Source organism: Streptomyces sp. IBSBF 3136, from assembly GCF_036815105.1.
Taxonomy (GTDB): domain Bacteria; phylum Actinomycetota; class Actinomycetes; order Streptomycetales; family Streptomycetaceae; genus Streptomyces.
This window is the reverse complement of the sequence record NZ_JAJSZC010000008.1, coordinates 23,472-39,119: the sequence shown is the minus strand read 5'-3', so window position 1 is coordinate 39,119 and position 15,648 is coordinate 23,472. Positions and strand designations below refer to the sequence as shown.

The following is a 15,648-nucleotide window of genomic DNA, read 5'->3' as shown; positions in this document are numbered from 1 at the left end:
GCTTTCAAGATCCGTCTGGTGTGGGGTGATCTCGTGGTGAACCTGGGGCTCAGCGAGGAGCAGGCAGCCGTGCGGCGGCTCGCCCGGGACTTCGTGGAGCGCGAGATCGCCCCGCACGTCGTGGCCTGGGACCGGGCCGAGGAGGTCGACCGGGGCATCGTCAAGAAGCTCGGCGACGTCGGCTTCCTCGGGCTGACCGTCGACGAGGGGTACGGCGGCTCGGGCGGCGACCACCTCGCCTACTGCCTGGTCACCGAGGAGCTGGGGCGCGGCGACTCCTCGGTCCGCGGGATCGTCTCGGTGTCCCTGGGCCTGGTGGCCAAGTCGGTCGCCGCCTGGGGGAGCGAGGAGCAGAAGCGGCGCTGGCTGCCCGGTCTGACCGCGGGTGAGTACGTGGGCTGCTTCGGCCTCACCGAGCCGGGCACCGGCTCCGACGCGGGCAGCCTCGCCACGCGGGCCGTACGCGACGGCGGCGACTACGTCGTCAACGGCACCAAGATGTTCATCACCAACGGCACCTGGGCCGACGTCGTCCTGCTCTTCGCGCGCTCCACGGACGCCCCCGGCCACAAGGGCGTCTCCGCCTTCCTGGTGCCCACCGACACCCCCGGCCTGAGCCGCCGTACGGTCCACGGCAAGCTCGGCCTGCGCGGCCAGGCCACCGCCGAGCTGGTGTTTCAGGACGTGCGCGTGCCCGCCGCCGCCCTGCTCGGCGAGGAGGGCAAGGGCTTCTCCGTCGCGATGTCCGCACTGGCCAAGGGGCGGATGTCGGTCGCCGCCGGCTGCGTCGGCATAGCCCAGGCGGCCCTGGACGCGGCGGTCGGGTACGCCGGTGAGCGCGAGCAGTTCGGCAGGTCGATCGCCCACCACCAGCTGGTGCAGGAGCTGATCAGCGACATGGCCGTCGACGTGGACGCGGCCCGGCTGCTCACCTGGCGGGTGGCCGACCTGATCGACCGGGGCGAGCCGTTCGCCGTCGAGTCCTCCAAGGCCAAGCTGTTCGCCTCCGAGGCCGCGGTCCGGGCCGCCAACAACGCCATCCAGGTGTTCGGCGGCTACGGCTACATCGACGAGTACCCGGTCGGCAAACTGCTGCGCGACGCCCGCGTGATGACCCTCTACGAGGGCACCAGCCAGATCCAGAAGCTGCTCATCGGACGGGCGCTGACCGGGGTCTCCGCCTTCTGAGTACCGCGCCTGAGTATCCCGGCGGATGTGGCGCGGGCCGCGTCCGCCGACGATCGACGTCATGAGTGACACACCGGTCAAGCAGCAGAACACGGCCGCCTTCTACGGCCAGGCCGTCGCCTCCTTCTCGGTCGCCATGGCGGCCACCGCCGTCGGCATCCTCCGGCTGGACGCGGACGCCTGGGTCCGGGCCTTCCTGGCCATCGCCGTCCTGTACCTCGTCACCTCCGCCTTCACGCTCGCCAAGGTGATCCGGGACCGCCAGGAGGCGGGGCGGATCGTCAGCCGCGTCGACCAGGCGCGGCTGGAGAAACTGCTCGCCGAGCACGACCCGTTCGAGAAGCTGTGAAAAGCTCCGAGCAGCCACGCTAAGCGCCCGCTCACCGTCGGCGGTATGGTGGTGCTCCTGTCACCGAGAGGGGCGAGCGAGCGATGAGTACGGCGGAGGAGACGACCGGCGGCGAGGTCGAGCCGTGGGAACAGGTCACCCCTGACGCGGCCCGGCGACTGCTGGTCGCCGCCGTGGAGGCCTTCGCCGAGCGCGGCTACCACGCGACGACGACCCGCGACATCGCGGGCCGCGCCGGCATGAGCCCGGCCGCGCTCTACATCCACTACAAGACCAAGGAAGAGCTGCTCCACCGGATCAGCCGCATCGGCCACGACAAGGCGCTGGACATCCTGCGCACGGCCGCCGGGCGCGAGGGCACCGCGGCCGAGCGGCTCGCCGACGCGGTCAGCTCCTTCGTGCGGTGGCACGCCGGGCGGCGCACCACCGCCCGGGTCGTGCAGTACGAACTCGACGCGCTCGGCCCCGAGGCCCGCGCCGAGATCGTCGCGCTGCGCCGGCAGGTGGACGCCGAGGTGCGCGGCATCATCGAGGACGGCGTGGCCTCGGGCGAGTTCCAGGTGCCGGACGTGCAGGGGACCACGCTCGCGGTGCTGTCGCTGTGCATCGACGTGGCCCGCTGGTTCACCGTGAACGGGCCGCGCACCCCCGAGGAGGTCGGCGCGCTCTACGCCGACCTCGTGCTGCGGATGGTGGGCGCCGGCTAGGCCGTGTCCGGAGAGTCCCGTCGTCCGCCCGTGGGGCAGGCGGGACTTCGCGGACACGGCCCAGCGCGTCCTCCCGGCTCGTGGGCGGTCGCGCCCCGGGCTCAGAGGTAGTAACGGGACACCGACTCCGCGACGCACACCGGCTTGTCGCCGCCCTCGCGCTCCACCGTGAAGGCCACGGCCACCTGCACACCGCCCGGCACGTCCTCGACACCCGTGATCGTCGCGGTGGCGCGCAGCCGGGAGCCGACGGGGACGGGCGCGGGGAAGCGGACCTTGTTGGTGCCGTAGTTGACGCCCATCCGCACGCCCTCGACGCTGATCAGCTGCGGCCCGAAGAGCGGCAGCAGCGAGAGGGTCAGGTACCCGTGGGCGATGGTGGTCCCGAACGGCCCGGCGGCGGCCTTCTCCGGGTCCACGTGGATCCACTGGTGGTCCCCGGTGGCCTCGGCGAACAGGTCGATCCGCTTCTGGTCGACCTCCACCCAGTCCGTGTGGCCCAGCTGCTCGCCCACGGCGGCCCGCAGCTCGTCGGGGGAGGTGAAGGTCCTCGGTTCTGCCATGTTCCCGGCCTCTCGCTCGCATGTCTAAGCAACTGCTTAGCATGCTCGGGTCGGCGGTCCCTGTCAACGGACCACGGCCGGCCGCCCCGGTAGGCTCCGCGGAGTGCCCCAGATCCCCGAGCAGATCCACGAGCTGACCGTGGGCCAGTTGTCCGCGCGCAGCGGCGCCGCCGTCTCCGCCCTGCACTTCTACGAGTCCAAGGGGCTGATCAGCAGCCGCCGCACCGCGGGCAACCAGCGCCGCTACGCCCGGGACACCCTGCGCCGCGTCGCCTTCGTGCGCGCCGCCCAGCGGGTCGGCATCCCGCTGGCCACGATCCGCGAGGCCCTCGCGCGGCTCCCGGAGGAGCGCACCCCCACCCGAGCGGACTGGGCGCGCCTGTCCGAGGCGTGGCGCTCGGAGCTGGACGAACGCATCCGGCAGCTCAACCGGCTCCGGGACCACCTCACCGACTGCATCGGCTGCGGCTGCCTCTCCCTGGACAGCTGCGTGCTGTCCAACCCGGACGACCTGTTCGGCGAGCGGCGGTCCGGGTCGAGGCTGCTGCCCGGCTAACGCCCCGGCGCCGGCCCCGCGTTCTCCGGCAGCGCCAGCGCCTCGGCCACCAACTCGGCGTTGGACGAGGCCCGTTCACCGCCCGGCAGGAACAGGGTGTCCTCCAGGCCGATCCGGGTGGCCAGGCCGAGCCGTCCCGCCAGCCGCAGCACCGGCCAGGTGCCGCCCTCCTCGCCGTGCAGCAGGACGGGGCGGCCGCGGGCGTCGCCGAGGTCGGCCAGCAGGGCCCGCGCCGAGTCCTCGGCCGTCGCCGGGTCCGGGTCGGTCACCTCGGCCAGCACACGCAGCACGCTCGGCCCGAGCGGGGAGGCCGCGAACCGGGCCGCGCCGTCCGTGCCGGACCAGATGCCCGCCTCCACGCCGACACCCATGGTGAGGAAGTGCTCGGCCACGTCCTCCGCGCCGGGCTCGTGCCAGTTCACCGAGACGAAGTCGGGCAGCACCGACCAGCAGGACACCCGCGCCAGCCGCACCGCCGGGTCGGGGGCGGCCCAGGCGCCCGTGGTGACCCCGAGCGGCACCCGCACCCGCCGCCGTACGACGTCGATGGTCTCCTCGACCACACGCGGCGACAGACTGTCCCGTCCGCACGGTGTCCGGGGGTGGACATGGACCTCCGTGGCCCCGGCCGCCACGGCCTCGGCCGCGGACCGCGCCAACTCCCCCGGGGACAGCGGCACCGCCGCTCCGTCGGCGCCCGAGCGGCGCCCGTTCAGACACACCTGCACCATGTCCCGATGGTGCCAGGGGTCACTGACAACGCCGCCGCGTCCGAGCACATCAGGGGGTGCGGCATCCCCGGCGCACCCCCCGTGCATCCCCGCCGAACGGTCCGGCCCTTCGGTCAGGCCGACATCAGCAGCCGCCCGTGCCTGGCGTACGCCAGGGCCTGGGGCGTGAGCACGGGCCGGGGCACGAGGATCCCGCAGTCCGCGCAGACGGGACCGGAGGAGGGCTCGTGGTCCAGGCCGTATCTCCACACGAGGCGTTCGCCGCCGCACACCGGACAGGCCGCCCCCGGATCGCGGTTCAGCGCGGCGATGATCCGGCGCAGCACCTCCGCCAGCGGCTCGTCCGGGTGCACCCGCGGGTCGTCACACCAGGCGACCCCGAACCCGCCCCAGGTCAGCCGATGCCAGTCGTCCACGCTGCCCGGCCGGCGCAGCCCGTCGTGCTTCTCCTTCTTGCGGCGCTCGGCGAACTCGGCCTCGTAGCCGAGCCAGACCGCCCGCGCCTCCTCCAGCTCCTCCAGTGCGGCCACGAGCCGCGCCGGGTCGGGGGACCGGTCCTCCGGACCGAAACCGGCCCGCGAGCAGAGATGGTCCCAGGTCGCGCGGTGCCCGTAAGGAGCGAACCGCTCCAAGCACTTGCGCAGTGAGTAGCGCCGCAGCGCCAGATCACATCGCGGATCTCGCACCTGTCTCGCGAGACTTCGGAATCCGGCCATCGCCCTGCACCTCCGTCACACCTGCGTCCGCACTTCGGTCACTTCGTCGTCGCCGTACGGGTTCCGCGCGACATCGCCGAGTAGACGTGTCGACACACGATTCGGCTCCATCCGTTTTCCGATGCCCTCCCATAAGGCGCCCCGGGTTGACCGCCGGGCACCGGTCCGACGACTCCGAAAGTTGACGCATGTTCATCTTCCATCCCGGGGATACCGGCGGTAACGTCCGGCCCACCCTCGTTCGGGAGGAGTCGCCATGCCACGGCGCACCCCACGCAACGCGCTGTTCGACACACTGAGAACTCCCCGCAAGCTCGCCGGGTTCCTGAAGACGGCGTCCGTATGCGTTCTGATCGCCGGCCTGCTCTCCCCGCTCACCCAGGCAGCCGCCGCCGAACCCGCCGCCACCTCGAACGACTACTGCGGCGGCCAGTGCTCGGACATCCTGCCGCCCGGTGAGAACGGCAACGCCACGCTTGCCCAGATTCTGCTCAACCAGGCATTCGGCACCCAGCCCTCGCACGCCGAGGACCAGCTCGGTCCCTACGCCAACCTGGCGACCGGGTACTCGGGACTCACCGACGCCAAGATCAACACGTTCTTCAACGACGCCTCCTTCGGGGTGCCTTCGGACCAGGTCGCCTCCACCGAGAAGCCCGCGGGCCGCGGCGACGTGACGATCGTCCGCGACAAGAAGGCGGGTGTGCCGCACATCACGGGCACCACCCGGTACGGCACCGAGTTCGGCGCCGGGTACGCGGCCGCCGAGGACCGGCTGTGGCTGATGGACGTCTTCCGGCACGTCGGCCGCGGCCGGCTCACCGGCTTCGCGGGCGGTGCGGCCGCCAACCAGGGCCTGGAGCAGCAGTTCTACCGGAACGCGCCCTACACCGAGGCCGACCTCCAGGCGCAGATCGACGGCGCCGTCGCCCGCAACGGCGCCCGCGGGCAGCAGGCCCTCGCCGACGTCAACGCCTACCTCGACGGCGTCAACGCCTACATCGACGCCTCCGACAGCGGGCGCTACTTCCCGGGCGAGTACGTCCTGACCGGCCACAAGGACTCGATCACCAACGCCGGCACCATAGACCACTTCAAGGTCACCGACATGGTGGCGCTGGCCTCCGTCATCGGCTCCCTGTTCGGCTCCGGCGGTGGTGGCGAGGTCGACAACGCCCTGTCGCTGCTGGCCGCCCAGTCCAAGTACGGCGTGGAACAGGGCACCGCGGTATGGGAGTCCTTCCGCGAGCGCAACGACGCCGAGGCCGCCCTCACCGTGCACGACGGCCGCAGCTTCCCCTACGCCACCAGGCCCGCCGACCCCAAGGGCGAGGCGCTGCCCGACGCCGGCTCCGTCACCCAGGAACCGCTCGTCTACGACCGCACCGGCAGCGCCGCCACCGCGAGCGCCAGGAGCACCTCGGCGGCCGCGGCGAAGACCACCCTCGGCTCCGCCCGGCGCGGCATGTCCAACGCCCTCGTGGTCAGCGGCAAGTACACCGCCGGCGGCCACCCGATCGCCGTCTTCGGTCCGCAGACCGGCTACTTCGCCCCGCAGCTGCTCATGCTCCAGGAGATCCAGGGCCCGGGCATCAGCGCCCGCGGCGCCTCCTTCGCCGGCCTGAGCATGTACGTCGAACTGGGCCGCGGCCAGGACTACTCCTGGAGCGCCACCACCTCCGGCCAGGACATCATCGACACCTACGCCGTCGAACTGTGCCAGGACGACTATCACTACCTGTACCGCGGCACCTGCACCGCCATGGACAAGGTCGAGCAGAAGAACGCCTGGAAGCCGACCGTGGCCGACGGCACGGCCGCCGGTTCGTACACGATGCGCGTGTGGCGCACGAAGTACGGGCCGGTGGAGTACCGCGCCACCGTCGGCGGCAAGAAGGTCGCCTACACCTCCCTGCGCTCCTCCTACCTGCACGAGGCCGACTCGATCATCGGCTTCCAGATGCTGAACGACCCCGACTACGTCAAGGGCCCGCAGGACTTCCAGAGCGCGGCCCAGCACATCAACTACACCTTCAACTGGTTCTACGCCGACTCCCAGCACACCGCGTACTACAACAGCGGCGACAACCCGGTCCGGGCGACCGGCGTCGACGCCGAGTTCCCGGTATGGGCGCAGCCGGCGTACGAGTGGCAGGGCTGGGACCCGGCGACCAACACGGCCGCCTACACCCCGGCCTCCGCGCACCCCAACTCCGTCGACCAGGACTACTACATCTCCTGGAACAACAAGCAGGCCAAGGACTACACGACCGCGTCCTGGGGCGACGGGTCCGTGCACCGCGGCAACCTGCTCGACGACCGGGTGCGCAGACTGGTCGCGGCCGGCGGCGTGACTCGCGCGAAGCTCACCCAGGCCATGGCCGACGCCGCTCTCGCCGACCTGCGCGCCGAGGACGTGCTGCCGAAGCTGCTCAAGGTGATCAACTCCTCCCCGGTGACCGACACCACGGCCGCCGCGGCGGTCGGCAAGCTCCAGGCGTGGGTCGCCGCGGGCGCGAGGCGCACCGAGACCGCGGCCGGTTCCAAGCAGTACGCCGACGCCGACGCGATCCGCATCCTGGACGCCTGGTGGCCGCTGCTGGTGAAGGCGGAGTTCGAACCCGGGCTCGGCAGCGACCTGTACAGCGCGTTCACCGCCGACCTGCCCGTGGACGAGGCCCCGTCCGCCGGTCACGGCCCGACCGGGTCGCACGCCGGAAGCTCCTTCCAGTACGGCTGGTGGAGCTATGTCGACAAGGACATCAGGGCGGTGCTCGGCGAGCCGGTGCAGGGCGGTCTGACGCAGAAGTACTGCGGCGGGGGCAGCCTCACCGCCTGCCGGGACGCCCTGATCGGCACCCTGAAGCAGGCGGCGGGCCTGACCGCGGCCCAGGTCTACCCGGGCGACGACCAGTGCTCGGCCGGCGACCAGTGGTGCGCGGACTCGATCGTCCAGCGCACCCTGGGCGGTATCAAGCACGGCCGGATCGGCTGGCAGAACCGGCCGACCTTCCAGCAGGTGGTGGAGTACACCTCGCACCGGTGAGGTGACGCCGGCGGCGGGTCAGCCGATGCGGCCCGCCGCCAGCACCAGCCGGGCCAGCTCCGGGTGCAGGATGTCGCTGTGCGCTCCGGCCGGTCCGCCGCCGCGGCGGACGACCGCGGCCGCGTCGACGTTCACACAGCCCGACGCGGGCAGCGGGCCGCGCAGGGCCGCGGCGAGGTCGTGGGCGACGGTGCCCGGCACCGCCTGGGCCCCGTCGTGGCCCATGGCCCCCCACCGCGCGCCCAGCGCCCGGCCGAGGTCGAACCCGGCGACCGACCGGTCGTCGTCGGACATCCGGGAGGCCAGCGGGTAGAAGGTGCCCAGGGCCGCGTCGAAGCGCGAGTAGCAGCACACCAGGGGACCGTCGATCCGCTTCTGCCGGTCCGCCAGCGCGCCCGCCGAGTCCGCGGCGCCGGGCAGCCGGGCGGCGAACGCGTAGTGCGAGAAGGCCCCTTGGAGCAGGGTCACGGACTTCACCGCGCGCACGCCGCCGGGCAGCCCGCGCAGCGCGAACGACACCAGCCGCCCGCCGAAGCTGTGCCCGACCAGGTGCACCCGCACCTCGGGGGCCGCGGCGGCCAGCCGCCCGACGAACGGCCCGAGCCCGCGCTCGCCCACGGTCCCGGCCCGCTTCTTCATCGCGTAGTAGGTCGCCTGCCGCAGCAGCTCCTTGGCGCCGTCCCACGGGTTCGGCAGCGCGAACCCGGCCGGCTCCCGCGGCGCGCCGAGGCCGGCCAGCGCCTCGGCGAACTCCGCGCAGGCTGCGCCCGCGTCCCCACCGAACGCCAGTGGCTCACCCTCGTCGGACGTGTCGTCCGCGGCGACCGTCCGCGGGGTGTCGACGAGCAGCCGGACCAGCCGCCCGAACTCCGCCGGCCGTTCTTCGCCCGCGGGCTGCTCGTCCAGCATCCGGGCCAGCTGGTCGAGCACGGTGGCCCGGCCGGGGAAGACGTCCAGCAGGGCCCGCCGGGTGTCCTTGTCCAGCGCCGGGCCGGGCACCGCCTGCGCCGCCGCGGCCGCCACGGACCGGGGGAAGTCGGGGATCGGCTCGTCGCAGAACCGCATCGACGGCCAGATCACCCCCACGTACCCGATCCGCGCCCTGGGGGCGAGCCCCGGGACCGGGGCGAAGAAGGCGCGGTACAGCGCGGTGGCGCCCGAACGGTCGTTGTTCCAGCCGTGCGCGAAGACGATCAGGTCACGGACGCCGTGGTCCGCGACCTGCGTCAGCACCCGGTCGCGTTCGGGGCCGTCCACGTCCCCGTCCGCGTCGAAGGTCAGCTCCCAGTAGGGAGTCACGCTCATCCCCGGATCCGCCATGCCAGGCTCCCTCGTCCCCCCGAAACGATGCGATGTGCGCGTATCGTCCTGCGACGGGGCAGAGTTGGCCATACCGTGCGGGTCACTTGTAGAGCAGGTATCCCTCCCGGACCCGGCGGAACGCGGCCAGCTCCGTCTGCCACGCGCCGGTCACCTCGTCCACGCCGGCCCCCGCGTCGATCATCGTGCGCACCCGGCTGGAGCCGGTGAGCTTGTCGATCCAGTCGTCCGGGCGCCAGGCGAAGCCGTCCCAGACCTTCCGGGCGGTCACCAGCAGCGCGATCCCGGTGCGCACGGGGTCGTAGGCGGCGCGGTCGTGCACATGGATCTGCACACCGCCGACGGTCTTCCCCTGGAACTTGGAGAAGGTGGGCGCGAAGTACGCTTCCCGGAACCGCACGCCCGGCAGCCCCAGTTCACCGGCCGCGGCGGCCCAGCGCCCGTCGATCCCCTCGGCGCCGAGCAGTTCGAAGGGCCGGGTGGTGCCGCGCCCCTCGGAGAGGTTGGTCCCCTCGAACATGCAGGTGCCCGAGTAGACCAGCGCGGTGTCCGGAGTCGGCATGTTCGGGCTCGGCGGCACCCAGGGCAGGCCGGAGGCGTCGTAGAACGCCTCCCGCTTCCAGCCGGTCATCCGTACGGTCTCCAGCGGGACGGGCGTGGTCAGGAACTCCCCGTTGAACAGCCGGGCCAGCTCGGCGACCGTCATGCCGTGCGCCTGCGCGATCGGCTGCCGGCCGATGAACGTGGCGAACTCCTTGTGCAGCACCGGCCCCTCGGCCGCGCGGCCGGTCACGGGGTTCGGGCGGTCCAGCACGACGAACCGCTTGCCCGCGAGCGCGGCCGCCTCCATGCAGTCGTAGAGCGTCCAGATGTACGTGTAGAAGCGGGCGCCCACGTCCTGGATGTCGAAGACGACCGTGTCGACGCCGGACGCGGTGAAGATGTCGGCGAGCGGCCGGCCGCTCTTGAGGTAGGTGTCGTAGACCGGCAGGCCGGTCGCCGGGTCGTCGTAGCGGCCCTCGGAGCCGCCCGCCTGTGCGGTGCCGCGGAAGCCGTGCTCCGGGCCGAACACGGCGGTCAGCTCGACCCGGGGGTCCTCGTGCATGACGTCGACGATGTGCCGGGCGTCCCGGGTGATGCCGGTGGGGTTGGTGACGACACCGACGCGCCGGCCGCCGAGCACGGCGTACCCGTCGGCCGCGAGTCTCTCGAACCCGGTGCGCAGGGGTTCGCGGTGCCGGGGGGCGGCGCGGTGGGGGGAGAGGACGGGAACGGCCGCCATCGAGGCCGAGGCCGCCAGCGTGGCCGAGGCGAGTAGGTTCCGTCGGGACAGGCGCATGGGGTTGCCTCCGTCGTGGGGAACGTGCGGGACGTCGGTGGGTGGCGCTCGCGCGGCGCCGCCGGGGGAGGGCGTGGTGGCACCGTGCCCTTTGAGGTTGGGACAGTTGCCCTTCCCTCACACATACCGACCGGTTAGTCTGGCCGTCGCCGAGCCCAGTCGCGCCGTGTCGAAGGAGACAGATGGTGGAAGCCGTGCAGGATGCGGGAGTGGTGGTCACCGGAGCCGGCGGGGGGATCGGGGCCGCGCTGGCCCGCCGGTTCGCCGCCGCGGGCGCCCGTGTCGTCGTGAACGACCTGGACGCCGAGAAGGCCGAGGCCGTCGCGGCGGAGATCGGCGGCACCGCCGTCCCCGGGGACGCCTCCGCGATCGTCGCCGACGCCCGTGACGCGCTCGGCGGCACCGTGGACGTCTACTGCGCCAACGCGGGCGTCGCCTTCGAGGACGCGGGCGCCGGGGAGCCGCTCGACGAGCGGTCCTGGGCCCTGTCCTGGGACGTCAACGTGATGGCCCACGTCCGCGCGGCCCACGCGCTGCTGCCCGGCTGGCTGGAGCGCGGAAGCGGCCGGTTCGTCTCCACCGTCTCCGCCGCCGGGCTCCTCACCATGATCGGCGCCCCCTCCTACGCCGTCACCAAGCACGGCGCGCTCGCCTTCGCCGAATGGCTGTCCCTCACCTACCGCCACCGCGGGATACGGGTGCACGCCATCTGCCCCCAGGGTGTGCGCACCGACATGCTGGCCGCCACCGGCAGCGCGGGCGACCTGGTGCTCAAGCCCACCGCGATCGAGCCGGACGCCGTGGCCGACGCCCTGTTCCGGGGCATCGAGGAGGACCGCTTCCTGATCCTGCCGCACCCCGAGGTCGCCGAGTACTACCAGGCGCGGGCCGCCGACACCGACCGGTGGCTGGCCGGCATGAACCACCTCCAGCGCAAGTGGGAGGCCGGCCGGTGACCGACTCCCCCTACGCGGCCCGCCCCTGGCTGGCCCTGCTCACCGAGGCCCAGCGCGCCCCGGTCACCCCCGCCGACTCCCTCGTGCACACCCTGCGCGAGGCGGTCGCCGAGGCCCCCGACCGCGCCTTCCTCGCCTACTTCGACGCCCGCCTCTCCTACCGCGAGACGGACGCCCTGACCGACTCGCTGGCCGCCCACCTCGCCGAGCGCGGTGTGCGGCGCGGCGACCGGGTCGCCGTCCTGCTGCAGAACTCCCCGCACTTCGTCCTGGCCGTGCTCGGTGCCTGGAAGGCGGGCGCGACCGTCGTACCCGTCAACCCCATGTACAAGTCGGCCGAGGTCGCCCACGTGCTGCGGGACGCCGAGGTGACCGCCCTGGTCTGCTCCGACCGGGCCTGGGAGTCGTACCTGCGCGACACGGCCGCCGGTTCGCCGGTGCGGATCGTGCTCACCGCGTGCGAACGCGACTTCCAGACCCGCGACGACGCGCGCGTGCTCGCCTTCGAGCGGCTGCCCCGGCCGGCCGACACCGACGACCTCGCCGCCGTCGCCCGGCAGGGCGGGAAGGCGCCCGAGGACCGCGATCCGCGTCCCGAGGACATCGCCCTGATCAGCTACACCTCGGGCACCAGCGGCACCCCCAAGGGCGCCACCAACACGCACGCCAACATCATGCACAACGCCGAGCGCCAGCGGACGGGGCTCGGCCTGCCCGACGCGCCCGTCTACTACGCCCTCGCGCCCCTGTTCCACATCACCGGCATGGTCTGCCAGTTCGGCGCCTGCCTGGCCGGCGTGGGCACCCTGGTGCTGACGTACCGCTTCGAGCCCGGCGTCGTCCTTGAGGCGTTCGCCGAGCACCGGCCGCACTACACCGTCGGTCCGTCCACCGCCTTCATGGCGCTGGCCGCCCACCCGGCCGCCACCCGCGACCACTTCGCCTCCTTCGTGAACATCTCCTCGGGCGGCGCCCCCGTGCCCCCGGCCCTGGTGGAACGGTTCCGCGAGCGGTTCGGGCCCTACATCCGGGTGGGCTACGGCCTCACCGAGTGCACCGCCCCCTGCGCCTCCGTCCCGCCCGGCCTCGAAGCGCCCGTCGACCCGGGCTCCGGAACGCTGTCGGTCGGCCTGCCCGGCGCCGACACCCTGGTGCGCGTCCTGGACGACCGAGGCGAGGAGGTACCCCTCGGCCAACCGGGCGAGATCGTCGTCCGCGGGCCCCAGGTGGTGCCCGGCTACTGGCGGCGGCCCGACGCGACCGCCGAGACCTTCCCGGACGGCGAGCTGCGCACCGGCGACATCGGGTTCATGGACCCCCAGGGCTGGCTCTACGTCGTGGACCGCAAGAAGGACATGATCAACGCGTCCGGCTTCAAGGTGTGGCCCCGCGAGGTCGAGGACGTCCTCTACACCCATCCGGCGGTACGCGAGGCGGCCGTGGTCGGCGTCCCCGACGGCTACCGCGGGGAGACCGTACGCGCCTACATCAGCCTGCGCCCGGACAGCGACACGGACCCGGATGAACTGGCGGCGTACTGCAAGGAGAGACTGGCCGCCTACAAATACCCCCGCCAGGTGGAGATCCTGCCCGACCTGCCGAAGACGGCAAGTGGGAAGATCCTCCGGCGGGAACTGCGCTCCCGCGCGCGGGACAGCGCCGACGACAGTCAGTAGACACGACGGAAAGGCAGGTGGCGGCAGTGCCAAGGACGACGGACGGAGACGGGACGCCCGTTCCGCAGCGGCTGCTGGACGCCGCCACCCGCCTCTTCGCCGAGCAGGGATACGACCGCACCTCGGTGCAGGAGATCGTGGAGGCGGCCGGCGTCACCAAGGGGGCGCTGTACCACTACTTCGGCTCCAAGGACGACCTGCTGCACGAGGTGTACGCGCGCGTGCTGCGCGTCCAGCAGGAGCGGCTCGACGCGTTCGCGGGCGCCGACGAGCCGATCGAGAAGCGGCTCAGGGCGGCGGCCGCCGACGTCGTGGTGACGACGATCGAGAACCTCGACGACGCGATGATCTTCTTCCGCTCCATGCACCAGCTCAGCCCGGAGAAGAACAAGCAGGTGCGCGCGGAGCGCCGGCGCTACCACGAGCGCTTCCGCGCGCTCATCGAGGAGGGGCAGCGCGAGGGCGTCTTCTCCACGGCGACCCCGGCCGACCTGGTCGTGGACTACCACTTCGGCTCGGTCCACCACCTGTCGACCTGGTACCGCCCCGACGGCCCCCTCACCCCCCAGCAGGTCGCCGACCACCTGGCCGACCTGCTGCTGCGGGCGCTGCGGCCGTAGCACCGCCGCCCGCCCGGCTAGCCGATGATCTCCTTGAGGAACATCACCGCGGTGACGGCGCCGCCGGCAGGAAGACCAGGGCGGCCCGCTGAGTGAGGAGCGGCCCGTCCCGTTCGGGCCGCGTCGTGCGGTCGGGCTGGGGCACCCCGGCCTCCTCAGCCGATGCCGTGGGCCGCGGCGCTCACCGACTCCGGCGGCCGCACCCGCACGCCGTCGCGGTCCGACAGCAGCCACGGGTCGTGCGCGGGACGGATGAGCGTGAAGTCGATCCGGCCGTCCGCGAGCACGCGGACGCCGTGCACCGCCGGCTCGGGCAGGCTGTTGTAGTGGAACGGCGTCGAGAAGTAGTAGGCGCCGGTGTCCGGGACGACGACCAGGTCGCCGGGGTGGAGCAGGGGCAGCGCCCGGTCGCGGGCCAGCAGGTCGCCGGCGAAGCAGGCGGGACCCGCGACGTCCTGGCGCACCGCACGGCCGTGCTTGGCCGTGCCGTCGCCGCCGTGCGCCTCGATCCGCAGCGGCCAGGCGTCGGGCCCGAACACGGTCCGGGTGGCGACCTGCACCCCTGCGTGGGTGACCGCGATCGGGCGGCCCCCTGCCGTCTTGGTGTACTCCACGTACGCGGCCATGAAGCCGTTCTTGGCCAGCAGGGAGCGGCCGAACTCCGTGACCACCTCGTACCGGCCCGCGAACAGGCCGGGGGCGTGGGCGCGCAACTGCTCGACGTAGTCCGCGAACGTGGGCGTGAACGCGTCGTCGGCGAAGTTGACGGGCAGACCGCCGCCGATGTCGATGCCCGCGACCCGGCCCGGCCCGAAGGCCGCCTCGACCTGGCCGGCGAACTCCACCGCCTGCGCCACCCCGCGGGCCATGAGGTCGAGCGGGCAGCCCTGGGACCCGGTGTGCGTGTGCACCCAGGTCAGCCACGGGTGCTCGGCGAACGCCCGCAGCAGCCGCTCCCGGTTGCCCGGGTCCCCCAGCGGGACCCCGAACTTCGAGGTGCTGGTGGCCGTGCTCATCGCGGCGATGGCACCGCCGCCGACCTGGCAGTTGAGCCGCACCCCGATCCGTGAGGCCGAGGAGCGGTGCGCCAGGATCTCCGCGATCCGCTCCAGCTCCTGGAAGTTGTCCGCGTTGACGGACACCCCGAGGGACAGGGCCCGCTCCAGCTCCGCCCGGGTCTTGGCCGGGGCGTCGAACACGATCCGCCCGGCGGGGAAGCCGGCCGCCAGCGCCCGGGCCAGCTCGCCCGCGGTCGCGACCTCGCAGCCCATGCCGAGCCCGGCCAGCTCCCCGAGCACCGGCACCAGGCAGTTCGCCTTCGCCGCGAACGTGTGCAGCACGCCGGGCAGCTCGGGCGGGCCGGGGAAGGAGTCCCGCAGGTCCCCGACCGTCACCTCGACCCCGTCCAGGTCGACGAAGGCGGCCAGCAGGGCCCGCTCCGGATCGAGCAGTCCCTGCCGTACGGCCTCCTGGACGATGCGTTCACGCCGTGCGGCGGCGGGGTTCACAACGGTCATGGTGAGCCTTCCGGGGTCGGGGTCGCCACCCGGGGAACCGCTCCCCGGGCACCTCCCCAGACTTGCCGCCGCACCCGCCGCCCGTCTTCGTCGGTTCGGCAGAGACACCCCGCCCGCGACGGGGGAGGGGCGGCAGCGCCCGGCGATCCGGGCCGCCCGTTGTGCGCGCCCACGAGGACGGCGCCCTTCCGTGGTGCGGACGGACGAAGGACGGGACCGACGGCCAGGCGGGCAGGGGGCAGGCGGACAGGCGGCCGCCCGGCTCGTCACGCCCGCCTCGTACGCCCGCGCTGTCCCGGCCGCAGCCTGGTCACGCCCGCCTCGTACGCCCGCGCTGTCCCGGCCGCAGCCTGGTCACGCCCGC

The 15,648-nt window shown here is 73.1% G+C and carries 14 protein-coding genes; 8 read left to right on the top strand and 6 right to left on the bottom strand.

What is annotated here, in order from left to right; all coding sequences use genetic code 11:
- Nucleotides 1-36 precede the first annotated feature (36 nt).
- The 3 genes from V7E45_RS03215 to V7E45_RS03205 all read left to right on the top strand — a co-directional run bounded on the left by V7E45_RS03215 (nucleotide 37) and on the right by V7E45_RS03205 (nucleotide 2,244).
- Nucleotides 37-1,188 (top strand): acyl-CoA dehydrogenase family protein, encoded by a 1,152-nt coding sequence (locus tag V7E45_RS03215; protein ID WP_333772537.1) that lies wholly within the window; start codon nucleotides 37-39, stop codon nucleotides 1,186-1,188.
- A 61-nt stretch (nucleotides 1,189-1,249) separates the two neighbouring features.
- Nucleotides 1,250-1,537 carry a YiaA/YiaB family inner membrane protein gene (locus V7E45_RS03210; protein WP_317442469.1) on the top strand — a complete coding sequence of 96 codons (288 nt, stop codon included), beginning with the start codon at nucleotides 1,250-1,252 and terminating at the stop codon, nucleotides 1,535-1,537.
- An 83-nt stretch (nucleotides 1,538-1,620) separates the two neighbouring features.
- Nucleotides 1,621-2,244 carry a TetR/AcrR family transcriptional regulator gene (locus V7E45_RS03205; protein ID WP_333772502.1) on the top strand — a complete coding sequence of 208 codons (624 nt, stop codon included), beginning with the start codon at nucleotides 1,621-1,623 and terminating at the stop codon, nucleotides 2,242-2,244.
- Nucleotides 2,245-2,345: 101 nt separating this feature from the next.
- Here the strand turns inward: V7E45_RS03205 and V7E45_RS03200 are convergent, their stop codons facing one another.
- On the bottom strand, nucleotides 2,346-2,807 hold the full coding sequence (locus V7E45_RS03200; RefSeq protein WP_133922861.1) for a MaoC family dehydratase: 462 nt from the start codon (nucleotides 2,805-2,807) through the stop codon (nucleotides 2,346-2,348).
- A gap of 103 nt (nucleotides 2,808-2,910) precedes the next feature.
- On the opposite strand from V7E45_RS03200, the gene soxR reads away from it, so the two are divergent.
- Entirely contained in the window at nucleotides 2,911-3,363 is a 453-nt protein-coding gene (gene soxR, locus V7E45_RS03195) for a redox-sensitive transcriptional activator SoxR (protein WP_333772501.1), read from the top strand.
- Here the strand turns inward: soxR and V7E45_RS03190 are convergent.
- On the bottom strand, nucleotides 3,360-4,094 hold the full coding sequence (locus V7E45_RS03190; protein ID WP_333772500.1) for a 3-keto-5-aminohexanoate cleavage protein: 735 nt from the start codon (nucleotides 4,092-4,094) through the stop codon (nucleotides 3,360-3,362). The two genes, soxR and V7E45_RS03190, sit on opposite strands and share 4 nt — an antisense overlap.
- 113 nt (nucleotides 4,095-4,207) lie before the next feature.
- Nucleotides 4,208-4,810, bottom strand: coding sequence for a hypothetical protein (locus V7E45_RS03185; RefSeq protein ID WP_319149301.1), 603 nt, complete (start codon nucleotides 4,808-4,810; stop codon nucleotides 4,208-4,210).
- A gap of 256 nt (nucleotides 4,811-5,066) precedes the next feature.
- Between V7E45_RS03185 and V7E45_RS03180 the strand changes: the two genes are divergently transcribed.
- Nucleotides 5,067-7,856 (top strand): penicillin acylase family protein, encoded by a 2,790-nt coding sequence (locus V7E45_RS03180; RefSeq protein ID WP_333772499.1) that lies wholly within the window; start codon nucleotides 5,067-5,069, stop codon nucleotides 7,854-7,856.
- Between the two features lie 18 nt (nucleotides 7,857-7,874).
- On the opposite strand, the gene V7E45_RS03175 is transcribed toward V7E45_RS03180, so the two are convergent.
- Both V7E45_RS03175 and V7E45_RS03170 read right to left on the bottom strand, forming a co-directional pair.
- Nucleotides 7,875-9,176 (bottom strand): serine-threonine protein kinase, encoded by a 1,302-nt coding sequence (locus V7E45_RS03175; RefSeq protein WP_333772498.1) that lies wholly within the window; start codon nucleotides 9,174-9,176, stop codon nucleotides 7,875-7,877.
- 82 nt (nucleotides 9,177-9,258) lie between these two features.
- Nucleotides 9,259-10,515, bottom strand: coding sequence for an exo-beta-N-acetylmuramidase NamZ family protein (locus V7E45_RS03170; RefSeq protein ID WP_333772497.1), 1,257 nt, complete (start codon nucleotides 10,513-10,515; stop codon nucleotides 9,259-9,261).
- Nucleotides 10,516-10,697: 182 nt separating this feature from the next.
- Between V7E45_RS03170 and V7E45_RS03165 the strand changes: the two genes are divergently transcribed.
- Genes V7E45_RS03165 through V7E45_RS03155 form a run of 3 tightly spaced genes read left to right on the top strand, consistent with a single transcriptional unit; the run spans nucleotide 10,698 to nucleotide 13,767 of the window.
- Nucleotides 10,698-11,471 carry an SDR family oxidoreductase gene (locus V7E45_RS03165; protein WP_333772496.1) on the top strand — a complete coding sequence of 258 codons (774 nt, stop codon included), beginning with the start codon at nucleotides 10,698-10,700 and terminating at the stop codon, nucleotides 11,469-11,471.
- On the top strand, nucleotides 11,468-13,147 hold the full coding sequence (locus V7E45_RS03160; protein WP_333772495.1) for a class I adenylate-forming enzyme family protein: 1,680 nt from the start codon (nucleotides 11,468-11,470) through the stop codon (nucleotides 13,145-13,147). The genes V7E45_RS03165 and V7E45_RS03160 overlap by 4 nt, the downstream gene beginning before the upstream one ends.
- Before the next feature lie 26 nt (nucleotides 13,148-13,173).
- Nucleotides 13,174-13,767: a TetR/AcrR family transcriptional regulator gene (locus V7E45_RS03155; protein ID WP_020939056.1), complete on the top strand. Its 594-nt coding sequence runs from the start codon at nucleotides 13,174-13,176 to the stop codon at nucleotides 13,765-13,767.
- A 155-nt stretch (nucleotides 13,768-13,922) separates the two neighbouring features.
- Here V7E45_RS03155 and V7E45_RS03150 read toward each other — a convergent pair whose 3' ends face one another.
- A complete protein-coding gene (locus V7E45_RS03150) occupies nucleotides 13,923-15,284 on the bottom strand; it encodes a diaminopimelate decarboxylase (protein ID WP_333772494.1) in 1,362 nt (453 codons plus the stop codon).
- Nucleotides 15,285-15,648: the final 364 nt, after the last annotated feature.

Coding starts and splice junctions, on each gene's coding strand:
- V7E45_RS03210 (WP_317442469.1), top strand. CDS start 1,250: ATGAGTGACACACCGGTCAAGCAGCAGAACACGGCCGCCTTCTACGGC.
- V7E45_RS03205 (WP_333772502.1), top strand. CDS start 1,621: ATGAGTACGGCGGAGGAGACGACCGGCGGCGAGGTCGAGCCGTGGGAA.
- V7E45_RS03200 (WP_133922861.1), bottom strand. CDS start 2,807: ATGGCAGAACCGAGGACCTTCACCTCCCCCGACGAGCTGCGGGCCGCC.
- V7E45_RS03190 (WP_333772500.1), bottom strand. CDS start 4,094: ATGGTGCAGGTGTGTCTGAACGGGCGCCGCTCGGGCGCCGACGGAGCG.
- V7E45_RS03185 (WP_319149301.1), bottom strand. CDS start 4,810: ATGGCCGGATTCCGAAGTCTCGCGAGACAGGTGCGAGATCCGCGATGT.
- V7E45_RS03180 (WP_333772499.1), top strand. CDS start 5,067: ATGCCACGGCGCACCCCACGCAACGCGCTGTTCGACACACTGAGAACT.
- V7E45_RS03175 (WP_333772498.1), bottom strand. CDS start 9,176: ATGGCGGATCCGGGGATGAGCGTGACTCCCTACTGGGAGCTGACCTTC.
- V7E45_RS03170 (WP_333772497.1), bottom strand. CDS start 10,515: ATGCGCCTGTCCCGACGGAACCTACTCGCCTCGGCCACGCTGGCGGCC.
- V7E45_RS03165 (WP_333772496.1), top strand. CDS start 10,698: ATGGTGGAAGCCGTGCAGGATGCGGGAGTGGTGGTCACCGGAGCCGGC.
- V7E45_RS03150 (WP_333772494.1), bottom strand. CDS start 15,284: ATGACCGTTGTGAACCCCGCCGCCGCACGGCGTGAACGCATCGTCCAG.